Below are 17594 nucleotides of genomic sequence, written 5' to 3'. Positions count from 1 at the left end.
ACGGTGTATCGCAAGCAGTTTTCTGGTTGCGGCGACGATGCTGCCCGGCGGATCAACAGCAGTGGCACAGGACTCCGACTGGAGTTTTTCCGGCAGCTTCTACATCTACGCGGCGGACACCAAGACAACCATTGGATCGCTGGAGTCGGAACTCAGCTTCAGTGAAGCGGTTGAAAACCTTGATCTGGCATTCATGGGTACACTTGAAGCGCGAAGTGGCCGGTGGTCGCTGATCGCGGACTACATGCGCACAGACCTGTCCTTTGACAATGACACTCCCGGCCCGGTGTTCAGTGGCGCTGAAACCAGTCTGAAGACGCAGTTTTTAAGTGGATATGCCGCTTACACGGCCTATCAAGACCAAAACCTGGCCGTCGATCTCGGTGGCGGGTTTCGCTGGTTTGAGACGAGCAGCACGATCACTCTGGTCGGCGGCCCCACCCCGGCACCAAGTTCCAGTGCCAGCGACGATTGGATAGACCCTCTGATTGCGGCCCGTATCCGGTATCAGATCAATGACCGATGGTCGGCCGTTGCCTTGGCCGACTATGGTGGATTTCGCTCAGATCGCGAAACCGCACAGTTTTTGGCAACGGTAGGTTATGCGATCGCTCCAAAGTGGAATTTGCGCGCAGGTTATCGCTACATCATGGTCGACAAAGGTGAAGTTGACAGCAGGTTCAAGCTCTCACAATTCGGACCCGTGTTGGGTGTGACCTACAGCTTCTGAGTAAGGGCATTATGCGAAAGGCGGCCATGCCGAACACAAACAGGTCTGTAGTATCGAAGTTGCGCCAAGGCGCGAGCAGCGGTGCCGACATGCTTGGGACCGACAATTGCAGCCGGATGCGAACAGTCGGACAAAGGCAATTCAGAAAAGGAACGACGAGGCGACTGATTGCCAGAGCTTTGCCTGCGGCAACCGTGTGTTCGTTCTGTGTCCTCGCTGCCTGCGGGCCAAACATCTATGACGAAATTGAACTGATGCCCTCCCCAACGGTCTATGCCGAGGCTGCTTTTGACCCTTACAAGGACATCACGGAAGACAATTTCGTGCAGCGTTCGCAGCTATTCTACGCTACAGATCGGCTGCCCGCGGTTCCCGGCGACCCACAAGCCTATTACAACAATGAGCGCGGTCACATTCTGCGTACCGGCATTGCCGAAGTGCAAAGCAACCCCCCATTGGCGACGTTGAAAAAGCTTCGCCACGTTACCATGACGCGCGACCGCGCTAAGGACTACACGCTCAGCTTGTCTGACGTACAAGAGATTGGTGTCATGCCGTTCAGTGTCACGCGCTACATGAACGATCCACCTTCGCAAAAGGAGATGAAGGCAGCCGGACTTCGGTTTGCCCAATGGATTGACGATCACCTTGCAGCCTCTCGCAACAAAGACATTTTCATCTATGTCCATGGCTACAATGTCGATTTTGATTACTCGACCCTTGTCTCCAAAGAGTTGCAACACTTTCTGGGCTATCAGGGCGCCTTCATCAGCTACAACTGGCCCGCTACACCCAATCGCTTGGCGTATTTTCGGGATCAGGAATCTGCATTGGCGACGCGCCGCAATTTGCGGTCTCTTGTCGAATACTTGTCGGCAAACACCAACGCCCGGCGCATTCACCTTATAGGATACAGCGCAGGCTCAAGGCTCGCATTTGAAGCCGCCTATCAGATTGCTTTGCGGCCTGGGCCAAAGCCGCGGCTGGGGCAGTTGATCCTGATCAGCAGCGATCTTGATCGAAGCTATTTCTTGCAATCAATTGAAGACGGCCTTCTGGATGCCGTTATAGGTGTGACACTCTATCAATCGCAGACCGATTCAGCGCTGGCGATGTCACGGTTGGTCTTCGGCCGCGACCGTCTGGGTCAAGTTTCCGATGAAGCAATAAATGGGTCTCTGTTCCAGCGCCGACTGTCTGAGATGAAAACCCTACATATCATCGATGTGACCGAGGCCGAAGCAGCCGATACAGGAAACGGGCATTGGTACTTTCGGTCTTCGCCCTGGGCCAGCAGTGACCTGTTCATTTCTCTGCTTACAGACCGAGATCCTCAAGCGCGCGGGCTTGTGCGTGCTCCGGGCGAAGCTGTCTGGAGTTTTCCATCGAATTATCCGCAGACACTGCAACGCTTTCGAAATGGCAGCTAGTACTGGGACTCCAGTGGGTCAGAACCATTAGAACCAGTTTCTGGATTTAATCTATGAGCCTGACAACGCACCTAGAATGCTCAACGCAAAGCTGACGTTCGAGCAACGCGCAGCATCGGTAGAAGTGGGCTCTCTGCAGACCTCGGAGGCAGCGCAGAAATCCTCTGATATGGTGCCTCGTCAACGTCGGGTTGTCGCTTTGGGAGGGCATGGCGGATCGGAGGATCAGTCATGGAAACACCAAATTTACCAGCCATTCGCGCGCTTCGCCCAGCTTGGAACAAAGGACGTATCGTTGGCCAGAAAAGACCGCTGAAGCCAAAGCACGTCTGGGCGATCCGAGTTCGACTTGAACTGGCCGAGAACCATCGCGACCTCGCGCTGTTCAATATGGCAATCGACAGCAAACTTCGCGGCTGTGATCTTGTGAAGATGAAGGTCGTCGACGTGATGGCATCGGGACAGATCAAAGAGCGTGCCTCCGTCCTGCAAAGCAAAACTCAGAAACCAGTCCGCTTCGAGATTTCCGAGGGCACGCGAGCTTCAGTCGAGAAGTGGATGGAGGATGAACTTATGGTTGGCTCGGAGTATCTTTGGCCTGGCCGCTTCCATGAGCGCTTGCACATTTCAACTCGCCAGTATGCACGGATCGTCCGTGAGTGGGTCACATCCATCGGCCTTGAGGTAAGCGCATACGGAACGCATTCAATGCGGCGTACCAAAGTAACCCAGATCTACAAGAAGACTGGCAACCTGCGCGCGGTACAGTTGCTACTTGGACATACCAAGATGGACAGCACAGTTAGATATCTGGGCGTCGAACTTGAAGACGCTCTAGCGATCGCCGAAGCCATTGAAATCTAGTGCAGTTGGGTCGCTTTCGCAGGCGGCCCATTCCGGTCACGCGGCGACACGCGAAACTTCTGCGCCCGCAGCCCACAAAGCTGCCATTCGTTGCAATACCGAAATTTGCTCGGTGGGCAAATTCACAGATCGCGGGAACTAAGTAGTCGTTCGCAGCTCAGCTCAAGGGGGCCTTGTTAGAAGAGCTAATCAACTGAAGCTCTGCGAATTCAAACAAAGCCAGCAACGGGCGCTGCCTGGCTGAAGATCGGGCGCCGCGCTGTAATCGTTCGATAGGCTTCTTGGATATGTCCCGATTTCAACAGCAGGTTCAGATATGTCAGTTCCAATAGGTCGCGTTGCGCACGGCTGCCGCCCAGGCGCGCGTGATCCGCCATGACCGGTGTGAGCTGTTGCAATGCAACCGTCCAATCCTGCCGTGCGATCGCACCCCAAGCTCTTGCCACTGGACGTACGAGGTCTGCCGCAAAACCCGATTGTGTTTCAGTCAGGACCGCGAGGCGTTCTCCGTCTCCAGCCATAGAATGGGCCAGCGCGCTGTGAATGTCCGCAAAACTCATGCCCGGGTTCGGAAAAAACCGCGATGCGTAGTCGCTGAGGTCACGCCAAAGCGCGGGCGCCACCTTGTGACCCGCAATCTCGGAGCGGTACAGAAGTGCAGCAGCATCGGTTAGAACATTTATTGGCAATGAATAGGACACGGCGGGTGCGATAGCGCCTTCGTAAATCGCCCACAGCTCCGCTTCATCCTCCTGCTCCAAGGCCCACAGAGCGCGATGCCAACTTAGGTGGCCGTGCAACACAGAGCGCGCATCATAGTCCGCGATCCAGTCGGCAAGGTAGATGCGACCAGCTTCCCCAGAACCCTGTTCGTACAGCGTGTGTGCTTTGAAGTGTGACGCGTTTGCGTTGGCATTGTTCAAGGAGAGCGATCTGTCCATCATGGACATGGCCTCATCAAGTCGTCCAACCTCGCACAGCGCCTGACCATGCACGCTCATGATCCACCAATCCTCGCCCAAGGCATCATAGAGGTTGGTCGTGTAGGCAAGTTGCGCGCTTTCCCGACCGGGTTCGCCAGATGTCCCGATCAAACCGAAAATGTTGGTACAGATTTGTGCGACAAGAACATCACCCGGGTGACGTGCAGCGTGTTCCTGAACTGCGCTTCGCGCCTCGGAAACACGTCCCTGAAGCAAGAGATCCAGGGCCGCGAGATGCCCTTCCTCGCGTTCGGTGAGTCCGGACGCGCAGGCGTGGGCCGACGCCATCGCCTCTTGAGCGCCCGGCATATCGTTTTCATACATTCGAGCCCGAGCAAGCCCAACGTAACCAAGAGCAAAACAGGGATCGGCCTCAATGGCAGCGGAAAAGGCGTCGCTCGCGCCAAAAGTGGCTGCAAGAATGTGATCAAGCCCCGTGACATAGGCGTCCCGCGCTTTAGGATCGTTGGTTGTCAGAGTAAGTCCGTATCGATCAGCCAACATTTTCCCACCTCCATTTTGCGAGCAAGTCCAAAGGTGCGCGCCCGCATTTGTTCAATGCTACCATTAAAATAGAAGGCCTAAGCATTTGAGTGAATAGTCGACTGCATCGGGAACAATACTGACAAACACTGTATCCGAGCGATTGACGGCTGTCGGCCCAAACCTGCCATTCATCATAACCTTCATCGCCACTATGCAGCTTCCCCGAAGCGGACATTGAGTTACCCCAAATTGAACGTTGTTCGCACCGCCAAAACGCGAACACAACCGACTTCAGAAGCTCCTACCGGCGAGACGAAGAGTGTTCCGCGCTCTTCTAAGCAGAGGAGCATCGATCATGCGGCCACCAAGGATAGGAGCAGGATATGCCGCGGGCATTAATCAATCTCCCTGAGTTTAGATCAGGGCAATGGTGGCGATTTCGCCGATCGGCAACCCGAGTTCAACTTCCAGGTCAGACAAGATACTAATCCAAAACTCAGGACATTTCCCAACTTGGCTGCTTTCCGATCCGGTCCAACAAGAAATCAATGAGAACCCGAACCTTAGCGGACAAGACGTTTGCTTTCGGATAAACAAGCCACAATACAGATGCGTCAGTCACTCGATAGTTTGGCAAGACTTGAACAAGACTGCCTTCCGCCAGTTCATGGTGGACGCTCCAGAGCGAATTCATAGAAATACCTGCTCCAGCCATAGTGGCGAGTTTTTGGCTGAGCCCATCGTCAAAAGTTAGCTGACAGCGGGCCGCGCGGGGATCAAATTCCCCGGATGAGCCATCAGTACTGGTGAGAGGACGCGGCTCCTGATCTCTGAATGCGATCAAATCGTGATCCACCAGATCGGATGGCAATGCCGGTTCCCCACGCTCGGCCAAATATCGAGGGGATGCACAAAGTACGCGATTGTCGTCAGCGAGCTTGCGGCCTTTGAGACTGGTATCTTCGAGCGCTGAGTTCCGAATGGCCAAATCGTAGCTACCCTCAATCAGGTTGAATTGGCTGTCGGACAGACGAAGGTCGAGGTTAATCCCGGGGTATTGCGCGACGAATTCCGGCAGGATAGGCGCGATGTATAGCTGGGCAAAAGTGCTGGGCGCGGTAAAGCGCAGTGTTCCTGTGGGCTGAGTTTTTCCCTGACCCAGTGCGGCGCGTCCAGCACTCTCTTGCGCCAGGATTTCGCGGGCGTAGGGCAGAAATTCAGCGCCTTCCAACGATAAAGCAACTTTACGGGTCGAGCGGTGCAGCAAGTCGGCACCCAATGTGTGTTCGAGCTTGGCAAGCCGGGCGCTTGCTACAGCCGGTGCAAAACCGAGTTCGCGCCCTGCTGCGCTAATATTGAGCTTTTCAGCTGCAAGAACAAACAGGCGAAGGCTTTCTGTATCCATCGCATTATATCCTAAATCCGAATTATCTATCTTTGAATGTCTCATTTTTATTCCTTCTTCAATGCGTATCTTCAAGGCAAGCCTCAACAGGGTCGCGACGCGAACGCAAATCGCCTGCCAGGTCGCGGATCGAAATTGTTGTAAAAAAGGAGAACGCCATGCCGGGTACTGCAATCGTCAATTATCACGTCCACAGTGCGTCGAGGCAGGCGTTTCAAATCGATGCCGGAGGTGTCGCAGGAAATCTGATTTCACCAGAGCTTGTTGCAACGGAAATTCCACTCCGAGATCTTCGGGGTTCGGAGGATGCAATTTCTTTTGCAATGGACGGTGTCTCGTTTGTCACATCACCCAGCAAAGTCACCTCATTTGACAATGGAAACGATTGGCAACGGGTTTATGACCATGAACTGAACGAGCTGCTTGCCCAGCATCTGGGTGCCAAAGAGGTCGTTGTCTTCGACCACACATTGAGAGTCGATGACCCTGCCTCCGACCGTAAACCTGCCCGGAATGTGCATAGCGACTACAGCACCGAAGGGGCGGAGAAGCGGCTTGTGGACATTCTGGGGCCAGACAAAGCCGCAGAATGGAGCAAAGGGCACTACGCCTTCGTCAATATCTGGCGCCCGGTAGAAAGCCCGATCAATAGCGCGCCGCTTGGTTTTGTTCGCCCATCCAGCGTCACGAATGAAGACTGGATTCTGATCGATCTGATTTACCCTGATCGGCGCGGTCACATCATGGGGCTGGCGGCGAGCGACGCACATGAATGGGTTTATCAATCACGAATGACCTCGGATGAGATTGTCCTGTTCAATATCTACGACAACCAAGGGCTGCCTTCAGTGGGTCACAGTGCAGTCGATTTGGTCGAGGATCCAAGCATCCATTCAATTCGAAAGAGCCTCGAGAGCCGAACTGTTATTCGCTTCTGATAAGCTACGGAAAAGCCAGGCACATAGCTAAAGCGAGCTTCGGGATTGTTCGGTTATTTGAGGCCGGATGAATGCTAACTTCAAAGGGCAGTCCATCCTCAACCATCCGAAGCCCGGCTTACGAACAAAGGAATGAACCATGTCTAAGACAGTTCTTATCACCGGATCGACCGACGGCCTCGGTCTCTTGACTGCCAAAACCCTCTCGGCCCAAGGGCATAGAATTCTGTTGCATGGTCGAAACCAAGCAAAACTTGAGGTGGCTGCAACAGAAGTTGGCGGCCATACAGAAAGCTATGTCGCCGACTTTTCAAAGCTGAATGATGTAGAAGCGATGTCGACGGAGATTCTTGAGCGACATGACCGCATCGATATCCTGATCAACAATGCTGGCGTCTACAGGACTCCTATCACACGAACACCGGATGGCTTCGACGTTCGCTTTGTGGTCAATACGTTCGCGCCGTGGGTGCTGACGCAACGGCTGCTGTCGATCATCCCGCAAGATGGCCGTATTGTTAACCTTTCGTCTGCCGCACAAGCTCCAGTCGATGCAAAGGCTATGGTCGGTCATGGTTCGCTGGACGATTTTGGGGCCTATGCCCAAAGCAAACTGGCGATCACCATTTGGTCTCAGGAATTAGCAAGAGTGCTGCCAAATGGCCCGTCTGTCATTGCAGTGAATCCCGGCTCACTGCTTGCCTCCAAGATGGTGAAAGAGGGGTTTGGCGTCGCAGGAAATGATATGAGCATAGGCGCGGACATCCTATGCCGTGCCGCACTGGACCCCGAGTTTGCCGAGGCTTCCGGCAAGTACTTCGACAACGACTCGGGACAGTTGGCCAGACCCCATGCAGCAGCAATGGATGAAGACCATAGAATATCTGTGATGAAAGCTATCCAAGAGGCCACAGCCAACTTGCGGTAAAATCTCGGACAGGCGGGAAAACCGCGGGAGCATCGACGTTTTTTTTGTCGAAGTAGCTCTCAATGTTGTAAGCTCGTGGCACGGGGAGGACACATGGTGGAAACCAATAATTCCTTACAATTTGGAAGTGCCATCAGTGAATCTTGGGAGCGCTGTGAGCTAAAATACAAGCTTGTTCGGGATGCCGCTCGCCCCATCCTTCGCCTACAATCATCTGAAGTGGCTCCTCGGTTAGAGGAATTGGTAGAACGTTCCGGCGGTCGCCAAGGTATAATAAGCCAACTCGCTCAAATAGCCGCCAATGCCGGTCATTGCCTTGTTGTCACAGATACCGATGGAGTTTCGGTTCGTCTGGAAGGCGCCGACCAAGGCCGATCCGTTTTTGAAGAAAACGGCATCGCCGTCGGTTCCTGTTGGGATGAGCGCATTGCAGGAACTAATGGTGTTAGCATGGCGTTATCTGAGAGAGATGCCTTCACTATTAGCGGAGGAAACCACTACTTTTCTTCGTTGCGTCCATTCGCCTGCACAGCTGCCCCTATTTTTGACGCCGAAAATCACACACTCGGTGCAATCAGCTTGGCTATGCTGGATCGCAATAACTCGTCAGATTACCTATTTGCGTCTCAGCTTTTGGGCACCGCAGCAGACAGAATCCAGCGCGTACTATTCGAAAAACAGTTTGCTGATAGTTTAATCATATCTGTTTCCTCAGCTGATGGGCGCGACTTGCTGAAGCGGGATGAACTTGTGGCGTTGAACGAAGCCGGGATCATCTTGGGCGCTACCGCGGGGACACACCGCCTCGTAGGTGAAAAGACTCCCGCGGCACTAAGAGGGAAGGCCTTTGAATTGGTGTTCGGTACTGATTCAAAGGCTATGGAAACCGTCCCCGAAAGAGTTATGAGTGTTCGGTCCATGAATGGGCCAGTTCTAAATTTCTCGGCGCTGACTAAGAGAGATAAGCGCACTTCTCCAGTGTCATGGAAAAACCCAAAGACTACAGCTTCGCAAAGACCAAAACGTATCCGATTGGCCGCTTCGTTACGCCAGCTTTCGATTGGAAGCGATCGGATGTCCGCGCTCTGTACGAGGGCCCAAGCACACTTCAGAAAGGGATTACCGTTCTTAATCGAAGGTGAGTCCGGTACCGGCAAGACTGCCCTCATTGCGGCGATCCTTGAAGCTAACAAGTTCGACACGACACGTGTAACGACCGTGGATTGCGCGTCCCTGGGGGAATCTGAACAGGACAAACTTTACTTTCAGACCTTGCTTGAGCAAGCGCGTATTGCGGGTTCCTTTGGAGTAGCAGACCAGGAACATATTGTTCTGGTTTTTGAGAACGTAGACGAACTGCCAGAGTTGGCGCAGGCTCGACTCAGGATGCTGATGGGTGAAATTGAGACAGACGGGTTGCTACTCGAAGAGCAGAATTCGGAACCGACACCCAGAATAATAGCAACGTGCCGTCAACCGCTTCGCGTTGCCGTCCAGGACGGGTTGTTCCGTGATGATCTCTATTTCCTGCTGGCAAATACGATTGTTCAACTTCCTCCTCTTCGACACCGTGAACGCATCGAAACCTTGGCTGGCGAGATCGCTCGGCAGTTGGCAGGAGAGGCAGTTCAAATAACAGAAGAAGCAAAAAGTTTGATCTCCTGTTCTGATTGGCCAGGCAATGTCCGAGAGCTAAAAAACGCCCTGCAGCAAGCGCTTATGGAAGGGGACGGTCGTCGTATCTCCCGGCTGGACCTGCCGGAACGCACCATATCTGTGTCAGAAACACACAAGGCCTTAGAGACAAGACAGAGTTATTCCGACCGGTCAAATTCGACCTATGATGAGCAGACACTCATTCAGGATGCGCTGATCGGTGCCCGATGGAACGTCTCGAGAGCAGCGCGCAACATAGGAATGGGCCGCGCAACCATTCATCGAAAGATGAAACAATATGGCATCGCGCGACCCCGTTAGCATGAGCAAGGTCGGTAACAAGTAATGTTGCCGACAAGCGGTTGAGCGAACTATTTGTGGATGACTCTACCGAAAGCGTCGAGAGCGCTTTCATGCATCATTTCGCTAAGCGTAGGGTGCGGAAATACAGTTTCCATCAAGTCTGGACCTGTTGCATTGAGCTTTTGCCCGACGACGTATCCTTGAATCAGTTCGGTCACTTCGGCCCCGACCATATGCGCGCCAAGCAGTCGCTCGGTTTTGGCATCAAAGACGGTTTTGATCATCCCCTGCGCGTCGCCCAGGGCAATGGCTTTGCCATTGCCCTGGTAAGGAAACCGCCCGACTTTTATTTCAAATCCGGCTTCAATAGCTTGCGCTTCGGTCATACCAACGCTCGCGATCTGAGGGTGGCAATACGTGCAACCTGCAATACTCTCCGGCTTGATGGGGTGGCCCTCAAGCCCGGCGATGAGTTCCGCGACCATGACGCCCTCGTGACTTGCCTTGTGAGCAAGCCAAGGAGCCCCCGCGACATCTCCGATCGCATAGAGGCCGGGTATGTTGGTACGGCAATACTCGTCTGTGACGACATGATTTCGGTCGATCTCAACACCCATCTCTTCGAGGCCAAGGTTCTCAACGTTGCCGGTGATGCCAACAGCTGAAATCACAGTGTCAAATTCCTGAACCGTTACCTCGCCGTCTTTTTCGATATGAGCGACAACTCGGTCGCTGTGGCGTTCAAGCTGCGTAACTTTCGAGCCCTCGAAAAACTTCATGCCCTGTTTGCTGAAGCTTTTCTTGGCATAGGTCGATATCTCGGCGTCTTCGACAGGCAAAATACGATCCATTACTTCCACTACGGTCGTTTCTGCTCCGATAGCGTTGTAAAAACTTGCAAATTCAATGCCGATCGCACCGGAACCGATGACCAGCAGCTTGTTTGGTTCGTGAGGGGGTTGCAGAGCATGTTTATAGGACCAGACGCGGTTCCCATCCGCTTCAAGCCCAGGAAGTTCTCTGGCGCGTGCACCGGTTGCCAGAACGATATTGTCCGATCGCAGTGTCTGCTCTCCTTCTTTGGATTTCACAATAACTTCGCCATTTCCGGTCAAGCGCGCTTCCCCCATAATGGACGACACCTTGTTCTTCTTGAACAAATAGCCGACGCCGTTTGAAAGCTGTTTGGCGACCCTCCGCGACCGCGCGACAATTGCTTCGAGATCGTGTTCCGGGTCTTCAATCTTCAGGCCAAAGTCTTTTGCATTTTGCGCCAAGTGTAGCACTTCGCTTGAGCGGAGCAGTGCTTTTGTGGGAATGCAGCCCCAGTTCAGGCAAATACCACCGAGGTGTTCACGCTCGATACAAACGACATCCAACCCCAGTTGGGCTGCACGGATTGCAGCAACATAACCGCCCGGGCCTGCTCCGATCACGATCATATCGAATTTTGATTCAGTCATTTTGGATCTCCGTGATGAACGGCCTAAACTAGGCCAAAAGCACCTGTAGATTCGGTAAAGCGGGTGAATGTAGCCGACGCGGCAAACACCGCGATGAGCAGAGCCACACCTCTGCGCCACGTATCGTGCACCAATGGGAATTGGCGATCTGCCAGAAGGATGATCGGCAAGATCATGGCGTAGATCGCGAATTGGCAAGCTTCCAACCCAAAGGCGAATGCTAACAGGTCGAGAAAATCAAACTGACCTGCAAACATCGCCTGAGACGCAGAGGCGGCAAACCCGTAGCCATGGACCAGTCCAATGACGAACAACGCCAACCAATTCAGCGGATGCCTGATCTGAAAGCAAATAAATGCGCCAGCGACAACGATCGAGAGTGCAATGCTAAATTCCACCAACGGTATGAACCAGATCGTTGCGGGCGCGATGCCGTAGAGGCCGGCAGCAAGCGTGATCATATGTCCGATGGTGAAGGCCGAAGCCATCCCCAGAGCTTGGCGCCAGCTTTGTGCGGCAATGGCGATAAGGACAATTATGGCCAGGTGATCAAGCCCAAAGTAAATGTGTTCTGCGCCGATTAGTGCCGCATCGCGCATAACGATCCATTTGTTTGAAGTCGCCGGATACGAGACATCCAGCACTCCAATCATCGCTTGTGTCTCGACTGTGTCGCTGCGATGCAGCTTCACGACAGTTCCAAACCTGTCCATCACCTGAAAGTTCTTACCAAGATCTGAAGTAACGCGCAGATCCTGATTAAGAGATCCGGATGGGACCGAGAGCGCGACATCTACTGTGAGGTTGAAATATGATAATGCTGCCAGATCTGTTTGGGCGGCCTCTTGAAACGCTGCCGTCGCAGATTTGACAGTTCCAAATGAGGGCCTCTCAGTATCGGCCCAGAACCGAAATTGCTCAACTTTCGTATCTGATCTATGCCCATCAATCCAAATGGACGCCGACCGGTTCAATATGTCCAAAAGCTCAGACGTGTTGTTTTCGATCGCATGCGCGTCCAGAAAAATGTCAGGGCCGTTGTTGATGCCAAACGGAGGTAAGCGAGTTTCGTTCTGTCCTTGCCAATCGTCCGGAAGCAGAGCCAACGGAGCGGGCATCCGAATGAGAACGCGTGCTTGGTCTCCGCCGTCGTCAACAATGTGGATGATCCGCGGGTCGGAATAGCTGAAGTGAGCGTATCCTCGATGCGGCCACCAGCAGAGCGCCAGTAAGAGAACTACAACACCCATTGGGATAGGCAGGTGTCGCGTATATTTTGGGGAGCTCAACCAAGCCATGTTCGCCTCCTAAAGAAGGGTTGCGGCTTGGGATGCCGCAGCCCGTTTTCGTTTTTGGGTTATTTTCAGGAGCGCGGGTCCCAGAAATTCCGGTTGTTTTGCTTTTCGTCCAGAATGCCGTCGGGCGCGCTGACGATTTCCATCTGCATGCCCCAAGGTGTCAGAAAATAGACCCAGTCCATCCCCTCCAGCAGAGTCCCCGTCAGCGGGTGGGGGCTTTCCAAGACCTGTACACCGTTGTCACGCAGGTACTGGGTCGCTTCGTTGATATCATCAACGTAGAAAGCGATGTGATACCCACCGATGTCGCTGTTCTTTGGCGGGTTCGGGTTCTGGTCCGGCGATGTGTATTTGAACACTTCAAAAGCCGGACCGTTTCCGCAACGAACCATTGTGATGACTTCAATGACCGCGCGCGGGTTCACGTTCAGGTTTTTTGTCATCCAGTCATCTTCGAACGGACCAAACGGACCGAACGAAAAAAACGCCTCGCACCCCACGATGTCGACCAAGAATTCGACGGCTTCGTCCACATCGGGCACGGTGATCCCGATGTGTTGAGTTCCGCGCATGCCTGGCAGTTCGGCAAGTGCGACTGCGGGTAGGCCAAGTGCCAGTGCTGTGGCACACGCGAGTTTACTGAGTTTCTTGAACATATTCTCCTCCTTTGGATTGATGCTGTTTCGGGGCAAGCGAACCCCGTTTCCGCGCAAGACCGAGCGCCTCCAATGCAGCCAGGCCCGAAAGCCTGACCGCACCGGGGAGAGGCGCTTGTGGCGTCAGATGTTTTGGGCGTTCATCTCTTGCGCGATGTACTCTGCCTGGCGGATGACCAGTGCGACGATGGTCAATGTGGGGTTGGCCGCACCGGATGAGGTGAATACGCTGCCGTCCGAAATAAATAGGTTCGGAACATCGTGGGCCTGACCCCACTTGTTCACGACACCCTTGTCAGGGTCCTCATGCATCCGGGCCGTGCCCATGTTGTGGCTTGCCGGGTATTTGGCCAAATGGTGTGTCACCTTCGCGCCAACGGCATCATGGATTTTATCCATCACTCCATAAGCATGTTTCAGCATACGTTCGTCGTTGTTATGTGGCGTGCGGCTTACAATTGGCACCGGAAGACCATGCTGGTCTTTTTCAGTGTCATGCAGCGTGATGCGGTTCTGCTCCTGTGCCAAATCTTCACCCACAATGTACACGCCGGACAGATAGTCATATTTCTCCAAGGCTTCAGCCAAATCCTTGCCCCAGGCTCCGTTCCCGCGTTTCAGAAATAGCGACATAACCGGAAGGCCAAGAGTCAGTTTCTCGAGGTGATAACCTCCTGTGAAACCACGATCGGGATTGTTGAGGACTTCGTCGGCAACGATACCAGCCACCTGGGTCCCGCGGTGGATATGTACACGTTCCGGCATCTCGCTGTAGACGCCACCATTAACGTGAACCATGTAGTTTTTTCCTACCTGACCGGAAGAGTTTGCCATGCCGTCCGGGAACATTGGCGATGCCGAGTTCAAAAGCAGGCGTGGGGTCTCAATCGAGTTGCCAGCGACAGCGACGATACGGGCCTTTTGAACATGGTGATTGCCGTCTTTATCAGCATAAACCACACCTGTGGCTTTGCCGGTGTCGTCGTGCTCGATCTTCAACACCATACAATTGGTTCGAACTTCACATTTTCCCGTTTCCTCGGCGGCCGGAATTTCCGTGATGTCGGTCGACCATTTCGCGCCGATCTTGCAGCCCTGCATACAAAACCCAATTTGTTGACAGGCCGGTCGGCCATCATAGTCTTCTGAGTTAATCGCCATCGGCCCGGATTGGATTTTCGTATAACCAACACGGCGTGCGCCTTCGGCAAGAACACGGAAGTCGTTGTTCCAGGGAAGATGCGGCATGCCGGTCGCCTTGCCTGTTACGCCCATCTTGATTTCGGCGCGATCGTAGTACGGTTCCAGCTCTTCCAATGTGATCGGCCAGTCTTCTACATTGGCGTTTTGTATGGCGCCGTTCACGGTGCGCATTTTGAACTCGTGCTCATAGAAGCGCAGCGAAACACCCGCCCAATGAACCGTCGAGCCACCAAGCCCCTTGACCAGCCAGTTCGGCAAGGTCGGGTGGTTCTGAGCCCCGTGCCAGCCCCCTGACGAATATCGCTTGTCGAAATCGGTCAGCTTGAGGAACATGCCCCATTCATCGTTTTCGATGTCGTCAAACTCGAAAACGCCTCCAGCTTCCAGAACAACCGAAGAGATGCCTTTTTGAGCAAGTTCATTGGCCAGCGTTCCGCCGCCAGCCCCGGAACCAACGATGACGACCACGCTGTCGTCGTCCAATTCAAATTGGGTAGCCATTGTGCTTCCTCCTGCTTTCTTACCTGCCAACAGCCTTCAAACGCTCCTCGAGCGTCGGGCCGGGCGGAATCCAAGTCGCATCGCTGTAGCCACGGTCGATGTAGCCGCCTTCTTCCCAAGAAGAGCCCTCATAGCCGAATTGCGGCCAAGCTTCGGGATTGATGTAGATGCCGCTCCAGGTGGCCCACCGGAGTTTCTGGAAAAAATCGCTGTCCTGAATGATGCGCAACAGCGCTTCCCGTTTTACGTAAGCATCCACATCTGCATAGGCAGTGCCATGGAGATCGGCAGATCGCGCATTAAGATCCTGCAAACCGTCGGATAGGAGTTTCGCCGTTTCCTCCGAAGTATCAGCCTCAGTCAGAACGCCCGTCAAAACATCTTGATAGATGCTCAGCGGCAGAAAGTCCGGGTGTGGGAAGATATCTTGAACGATCTGAAGCAAGGTGATTGCCTGATCTTCGTTCAGCGTTGCAGCAAAGGCGTTGCCCGCAGTCCCTACAACCGCTGTTGCACTCACCCCAGCCAAGATTGATTTAACCAGAAAGCTGCGGCGACTTAGCTGAACTTTTTGCGCCTTTGGTGTTTTGAGATTGTTGGTTTCGAAATCCATATTCTCCTCCATATTGGATTTTGAGCCCGTTCTTTCGGACCTGCTAAGCGGTATGACGATGTCTGGATGAGGTTCCATCGAGGTGATCCTTCGCGGATCAGAAGCGGTGAAACCCGCCTTTCTGAGAGACGTAGAGGGGCGCGATACCCTCCAGAATGCCGCGGATGTATGGCGTCGCATTTTCCGATACGATGGCTTCGCACCCGTCGATCAACTCGAAAAACCGACCGGCGTAGTTTTCGGCAAACCCTTTCACATGCAGATCGCCATTCTCAGCGTCCGCATATCTTTCTATGATGTGCCAAGTGTTGCCGTCGTTGCTTCGATACCATTCGTAAACCAGAGTGCCCGGTTCGTTTTCAGTTCTCGCGACGAGCTCAGTCATGAGGTCTTCGAACTTGCTGCCGTTTTCTGTGGGCACACCAACTTTCAGGTGAACGTGGATCGTTTCGTTAGACATATTTTCCTCCCTTTTCTCAAAAGCCGCTCTTCTCTTGCGGCTCATGTCTTTGCTCATGCCGCGACACAGTTCTGTGCCTCGAATTGAATGGATCGCAGAGCTGAAACTGAAGCTGCGTGCAGTTCTTGAACGAGGGCGCGAGGAGCCCGCATGTTCTTTTCGATGGCACGCTCCAAACTCGTGTGAGCGGCACAAGAGACCGCGCCTAATCCAAGGTCGGCATTGAAGGCGTCTACTGCCCGTGCGCCGGGTTCAACTGAGCCTCGGGTCAGGATCAGAGCATGCGCCAAAACCCGGGTGTTGGTTTCACCAAGCGGCTTCCAGCGCTGCGCCGTACCCACGACCTTTTTCCCCTGAATGGAGAGATTCCAGTCGCCGTCGCAGAAACTGGTGGGCGTTGGACCTGTGGCCAGCCTAACTCCTGTGGAACCCAGCCCGTTGCGGATGATGCCAGTAATCAGCCTATAGCCATCATTGATCGTGAAACCGCGCGGCGCGGTGAAAGCGATTGCCAAATTGACAACCCCCGACCCTTGCGGAACAGCGCCGCCCCCGGTTGGCCGAGTAAAGACCGGCCAACCGCGCTTCAGCGAATGCGATGAAGCATCCTTGAGACCGTAGTATTTACGATACGAAGCCGGACAGACCAGTGCATCGTTTTCGCTGGCCCAGAGGCCCACGGCAGATTCCCGTGCGGAAAAAAGCTTGGCTTCAAAAGCCAAACCCTCGGCCGGGCTGGAAAACTGCCGTAGAAGGCCGGTCATTTGCCCATTCCTTCAATTTCTTCACATATCGAAGTCAGAAGGTCGCCCGCCGGGCCCCCGTCGAGGGCACGATGGTCAAAAGTCAATGACAGGCCCACATGCGGACGCAGCTCGATGCCGGCATCTTCGCTTCGAACCGCCCTGTCAGTAAGGCGCCCAATACCCAAAATGCAGATTTGCGGGGCATTGATGATTGGTGTGAAGTGCTCGACCCTGGTCAATCCAAGATTACTGACAGTGAACGTGCCGCCAGTCATTTCTGTAACGCTGAGCTTGTTGGTCTTTGCCCGAGCGGCAAGGTCTTGTCGCGCCGCCCTAAGTTCAGAAACATCCATCTCACCCGCACCAAAGATCGCTGGTGCGACCAACAAGTTGCCTGGCAAGGCAATCGCAACCGACAGATCGATTGCGCTAAAAACTTTGACGTCTTTTCCCTCTACTCTGCCATTGGCGTCTGGGTTCTTTTTCAAAGCGCGGATGACCGCTGACATCAAAAGATCCTCAACCGAAGCCTTGGTTCCTGCCTCGGCCAACCGGGCCTTTTCCGCCAAAAGAGCGGTCGCGTCGGCGCTGCCCTGATGCGTCAGCTGAGCAGCTGTCTGCAGGCTTTTCACCATCGCGTCAGCGATCATCCCGCGCACACCCTTGAGCGGGACAGTTTTCACTTCGCCGCTCATTCTATCGATCCGATCACGGCGCCTTTGGCGACGACAGCATCGGCCTCTTCTTTGATGCTTACGGTCCCAGATGCCGGGGCAAGGATTTCATACTGAACCTTGGCCGTCATAATTTCGGCGATCAGGGCACCTTCTTCGACGGTAGATCCATCATCAACCAGCCAGCTTGTGATGACGGTTTCCTCGTCCTCGTCCCATAGATCCGAAGGGATAGTGATATCAGTTGCCATTTAGGC

The 17594-nt window shown here is 54.0% G+C and carries 17 protein-coding genes; 6 read left to right on the top strand and 11 right to left on the bottom strand.

The window, feature by feature from the left end; all coding sequences use genetic code 11:
* Positions 1-61 precede the first annotated feature (61 nt).
* From GOW98_RS18865 to GOW98_RS18855, 3 genes are all read left to right on the top strand, one after another.
* Positions 62-730 (top strand): outer membrane protein, encoded by a 669-nt coding sequence (locus tag GOW98_RS18865; RefSeq protein WP_367646869.1) that lies wholly within the window; start codon positions 62-64, stop codon positions 728-730.
* 254 nt (positions 731-984) lie between these two features.
* Complete coding sequence (locus tag GOW98_RS18860; protein ID WP_170400931.1) at positions 985-2160, top strand: alpha/beta hydrolase; 1176 nt, start codon at positions 985-987, stop codon at positions 2158-2160.
* Positions 2161-2391: 231 nt separating this feature from the next.
* Complete coding sequence (locus tag GOW98_RS18855) at positions 2392-3024, top strand: tyrosine-type recombinase/integrase (RefSeq protein WP_170334882.1); 633 nt, start codon at positions 2392-2394, stop codon at positions 3022-3024.
* A 209-nt stretch (positions 3025-3233) separates the two neighbouring features.
* On the opposite strand, the gene GOW98_RS18850 is transcribed toward GOW98_RS18855, so the two are convergent.
* Together GOW98_RS18850 and GOW98_RS18845 are read right to left on the bottom strand one after the other, a co-directional pair.
* A complete protein-coding gene (locus GOW98_RS18850; protein ID WP_170334880.1) occupies positions 3234-4511 on the bottom strand; it encodes a tetratricopeptide repeat protein in 1278 nt (425 codons plus the stop codon).
* Positions 4512-4989: 478 nt separating this feature from the next.
* Positions 4990-5898: a LysR family transcriptional regulator gene (locus GOW98_RS18845; protein ID WP_170334968.1), complete on the bottom strand. Its 909-nt coding sequence runs from the start codon at positions 5896-5898 to the stop codon at positions 4990-4992.
* A 158-nt stretch (positions 5899-6056) separates the two neighbouring features.
* On the opposite strand from GOW98_RS18845, the gene GOW98_RS18840 reads away from it, so the two are divergent.
* From GOW98_RS18840 to GOW98_RS18830, 3 genes are all read left to right on the top strand, one after another.
* Positions 6057-6836, top strand: a complete 780-nt coding sequence (locus GOW98_RS18840) for a CmcJ/NvfI family oxidoreductase (RefSeq protein WP_170334878.1) — start codon at positions 6057-6059, stop codon at positions 6834-6836.
* A gap of 139 nt (positions 6837-6975) precedes the next feature.
* Positions 6976-7764: an SDR family NAD(P)-dependent oxidoreductase gene (locus tag GOW98_RS18835; RefSeq protein ID WP_170334876.1), complete on the top strand. Its 789-nt coding sequence runs from the start codon at positions 6976-6978 to the stop codon at positions 7762-7764.
* Between the two features lie 93 nt (positions 7765-7857).
* Complete coding sequence (locus tag GOW98_RS18830) at positions 7858-9741, top strand: sigma-54-dependent Fis family transcriptional regulator (protein WP_170334874.1); 1884 nt, start codon at positions 7858-7860, stop codon at positions 9739-9741.
* 50 nt (positions 9742-9791) lie between these two features.
* Here the strand turns inward: GOW98_RS18830 and lpdA are convergent, their stop codons facing one another.
* The 9 genes from lpdA to GOW98_RS18785 form a co-directional block, all read right to left on the bottom strand.
* Positions 9792-11186, bottom strand: a complete 1395-nt coding sequence (lpdA, locus tag GOW98_RS18825; protein WP_170334872.1) for a dihydrolipoyl dehydrogenase — start codon at positions 11184-11186, stop codon at positions 9792-9794.
* A gap of 23 nt (positions 11187-11209) precedes the next feature.
* Positions 11210-12484 (bottom strand): HupE/UreJ family protein, encoded by a 1275-nt coding sequence (locus GOW98_RS18820; protein WP_170334869.1) that lies wholly within the window; start codon positions 12482-12484, stop codon positions 11210-11212.
* A 65-nt stretch (positions 12485-12549) separates the two neighbouring features.
* A complete protein-coding gene (locus GOW98_RS18815) occupies positions 12550-13140 on the bottom strand; it encodes a VOC family protein (protein ID WP_170334867.1) in 591 nt (196 codons plus the stop codon).
* A gap of 123 nt (positions 13141-13263) precedes the next feature.
* Positions 13264-14844 (bottom strand): GMC family oxidoreductase, encoded by a 1581-nt coding sequence (locus tag GOW98_RS18810; protein WP_170334865.1) that lies wholly within the window; start codon positions 14842-14844, stop codon positions 13264-13266.
* A gap of 19 nt (positions 14845-14863) precedes the next feature.
* Positions 14864-15457: a gluconate 2-dehydrogenase subunit 3 family protein gene (locus GOW98_RS18805; RefSeq protein WP_170334863.1), complete on the bottom strand. Its 594-nt coding sequence runs from the start codon at positions 15455-15457 to the stop codon at positions 14864-14866.
* Between the two features lie 97 nt (positions 15458-15554).
* Positions 15555-15917: a putative quinol monooxygenase gene (locus tag GOW98_RS18800; protein ID WP_170334861.1), complete on the bottom strand. Its 363-nt coding sequence runs from the start codon at positions 15915-15917 to the stop codon at positions 15555-15557.
* 53 nt (positions 15918-15970) lie between these two features.
* Positions 15971-16681: a lipoyl protein ligase domain-containing protein gene (locus tag GOW98_RS18795; protein WP_170334859.1), complete on the bottom strand. Its 711-nt coding sequence runs from the start codon at positions 16679-16681 to the stop codon at positions 15971-15973.
* A complete protein-coding gene (locus GOW98_RS18790; RefSeq protein WP_170334857.1) occupies positions 16678-17358 on the bottom strand; it encodes a 2-oxo acid dehydrogenase subunit E2 in 681 nt (226 codons plus the stop codon). The genes GOW98_RS18795 and GOW98_RS18790 overlap by 4 nt, the downstream gene beginning before the upstream one ends.
* On the bottom strand, positions 17355-17588 hold the full coding sequence (locus GOW98_RS18785; protein WP_170334855.1) for a biotin/lipoyl-containing protein: 234 nt from the start codon (positions 17586-17588) through the stop codon (positions 17355-17357). The genes GOW98_RS18790 and GOW98_RS18785 overlap by 4 nt, the downstream gene beginning before the upstream one ends.
* Positions 17589-17594 lie beyond the last annotated feature (6 nt).

This window comes from Ruegeria arenilitoris (genome assembly GCF_013032445.1).
Taxonomy (GTDB): Bacteria; Pseudomonadota; Alphaproteobacteria; order Rhodobacterales; family Rhodobacteraceae; genus Ruegeria; species Ruegeria arenilitoris_F.
This window is presented reverse-complemented; position numbering and strand designations above follow the sequence as displayed.

Bases quoted from the DNA above. Each gene is read 5' to 3' on its own strand.
- GOW98_RS18835 (WP_170334876.1), top strand. From the start codon at position 6,976: ATGTCTAAGACAGTTCTTATCACCGGATCGACCGACGGCCTCGGTCTC.
- GOW98_RS18855 (WP_170334882.1), top strand. From the start codon at position 2,392: ATGGAAACACCAAATTTACCAGCCATTCGCGCGCTTCGCCCAGCTTGG.
- GOW98_RS18860 (WP_170400931.1), top strand. From the start codon at position 985: ATGCCCTCCCCAACGGTCTATGCCGAGGCTGCTTTTGACCCTTACAAG.
- GOW98_RS18830 (WP_170334874.1), top strand. From the start codon at position 7,858: ATGGTGGAAACCAATAATTCCTTACAATTTGGAAGTGCCATCAGTGAA.
- lpdA (WP_170334872.1), bottom strand. From the start codon at position 11,186: ATGACTGAATCAAAATTCGATATGATCGTGATCGGAGCAGGCCCGGGC.
- GOW98_RS18820 (WP_170334869.1), bottom strand. From the start codon at position 12,484: ATGGCTTGGTTGAGCTCCCCAAAATATACGCGACACCTGCCTATCCCA.
- GOW98_RS18800 (WP_170334861.1), bottom strand. From the start codon at position 15,917: ATGTCTAACGAAACGATCCACGTTCACCTGAAAGTTGGTGTGCCCACA.
- GOW98_RS18815 (WP_170334867.1), bottom strand. From the start codon at position 13,140: ATGTTCAAGAAACTCAGTAAACTCGCGTGTGCCACAGCACTGGCACTT.
- GOW98_RS18805 (WP_170334863.1), bottom strand. From the start codon at position 15,457: ATGGATTTCGAAACCAACAATCTCAAAACACCAAAGGCGCAAAAAGTT.
- GOW98_RS18845 (WP_170334968.1), bottom strand. From the start codon at position 5,898: ATGGATACAGAAAGCCTTCGCCTGTTTGTTCTTGCAGCTGAAAAGCTC.
- GOW98_RS18790 (WP_170334857.1), bottom strand. From the start codon at position 17,358: ATGAGCGGCGAAGTGAAAACTGTCCCGCTCAAGGGTGTGCGCGGGATG.
- GOW98_RS18810 (WP_170334865.1), bottom strand. From the start codon at position 14,844: ATGGCTACCCAATTTGAATTGGACGACGACAGCGTGGTCGTCATCGTT.
- GOW98_RS18850 (WP_170334880.1), bottom strand. From the start codon at position 4,511: ATGTTGGCTGATCGATACGGACTTACTCTGACAACCAACGATCCTAAA.
- GOW98_RS18795 (WP_170334859.1), bottom strand. From the start codon at position 16,681: ATGACCGGCCTTCTACGGCAGTTTTCCAGCCCGGCCGAGGGTTTGGCT.
- GOW98_RS18840 (WP_170334878.1), top strand. From the start codon at position 6,057: ATGCCGGGTACTGCAATCGTCAATTATCACGTCCACAGTGCGTCGAGG.
- GOW98_RS18785 (WP_170334855.1), bottom strand. From the start codon at position 17,588: ATGGCAACTGATATCACTATCCCTTCGGATCTATGGGACGAGGACGAG.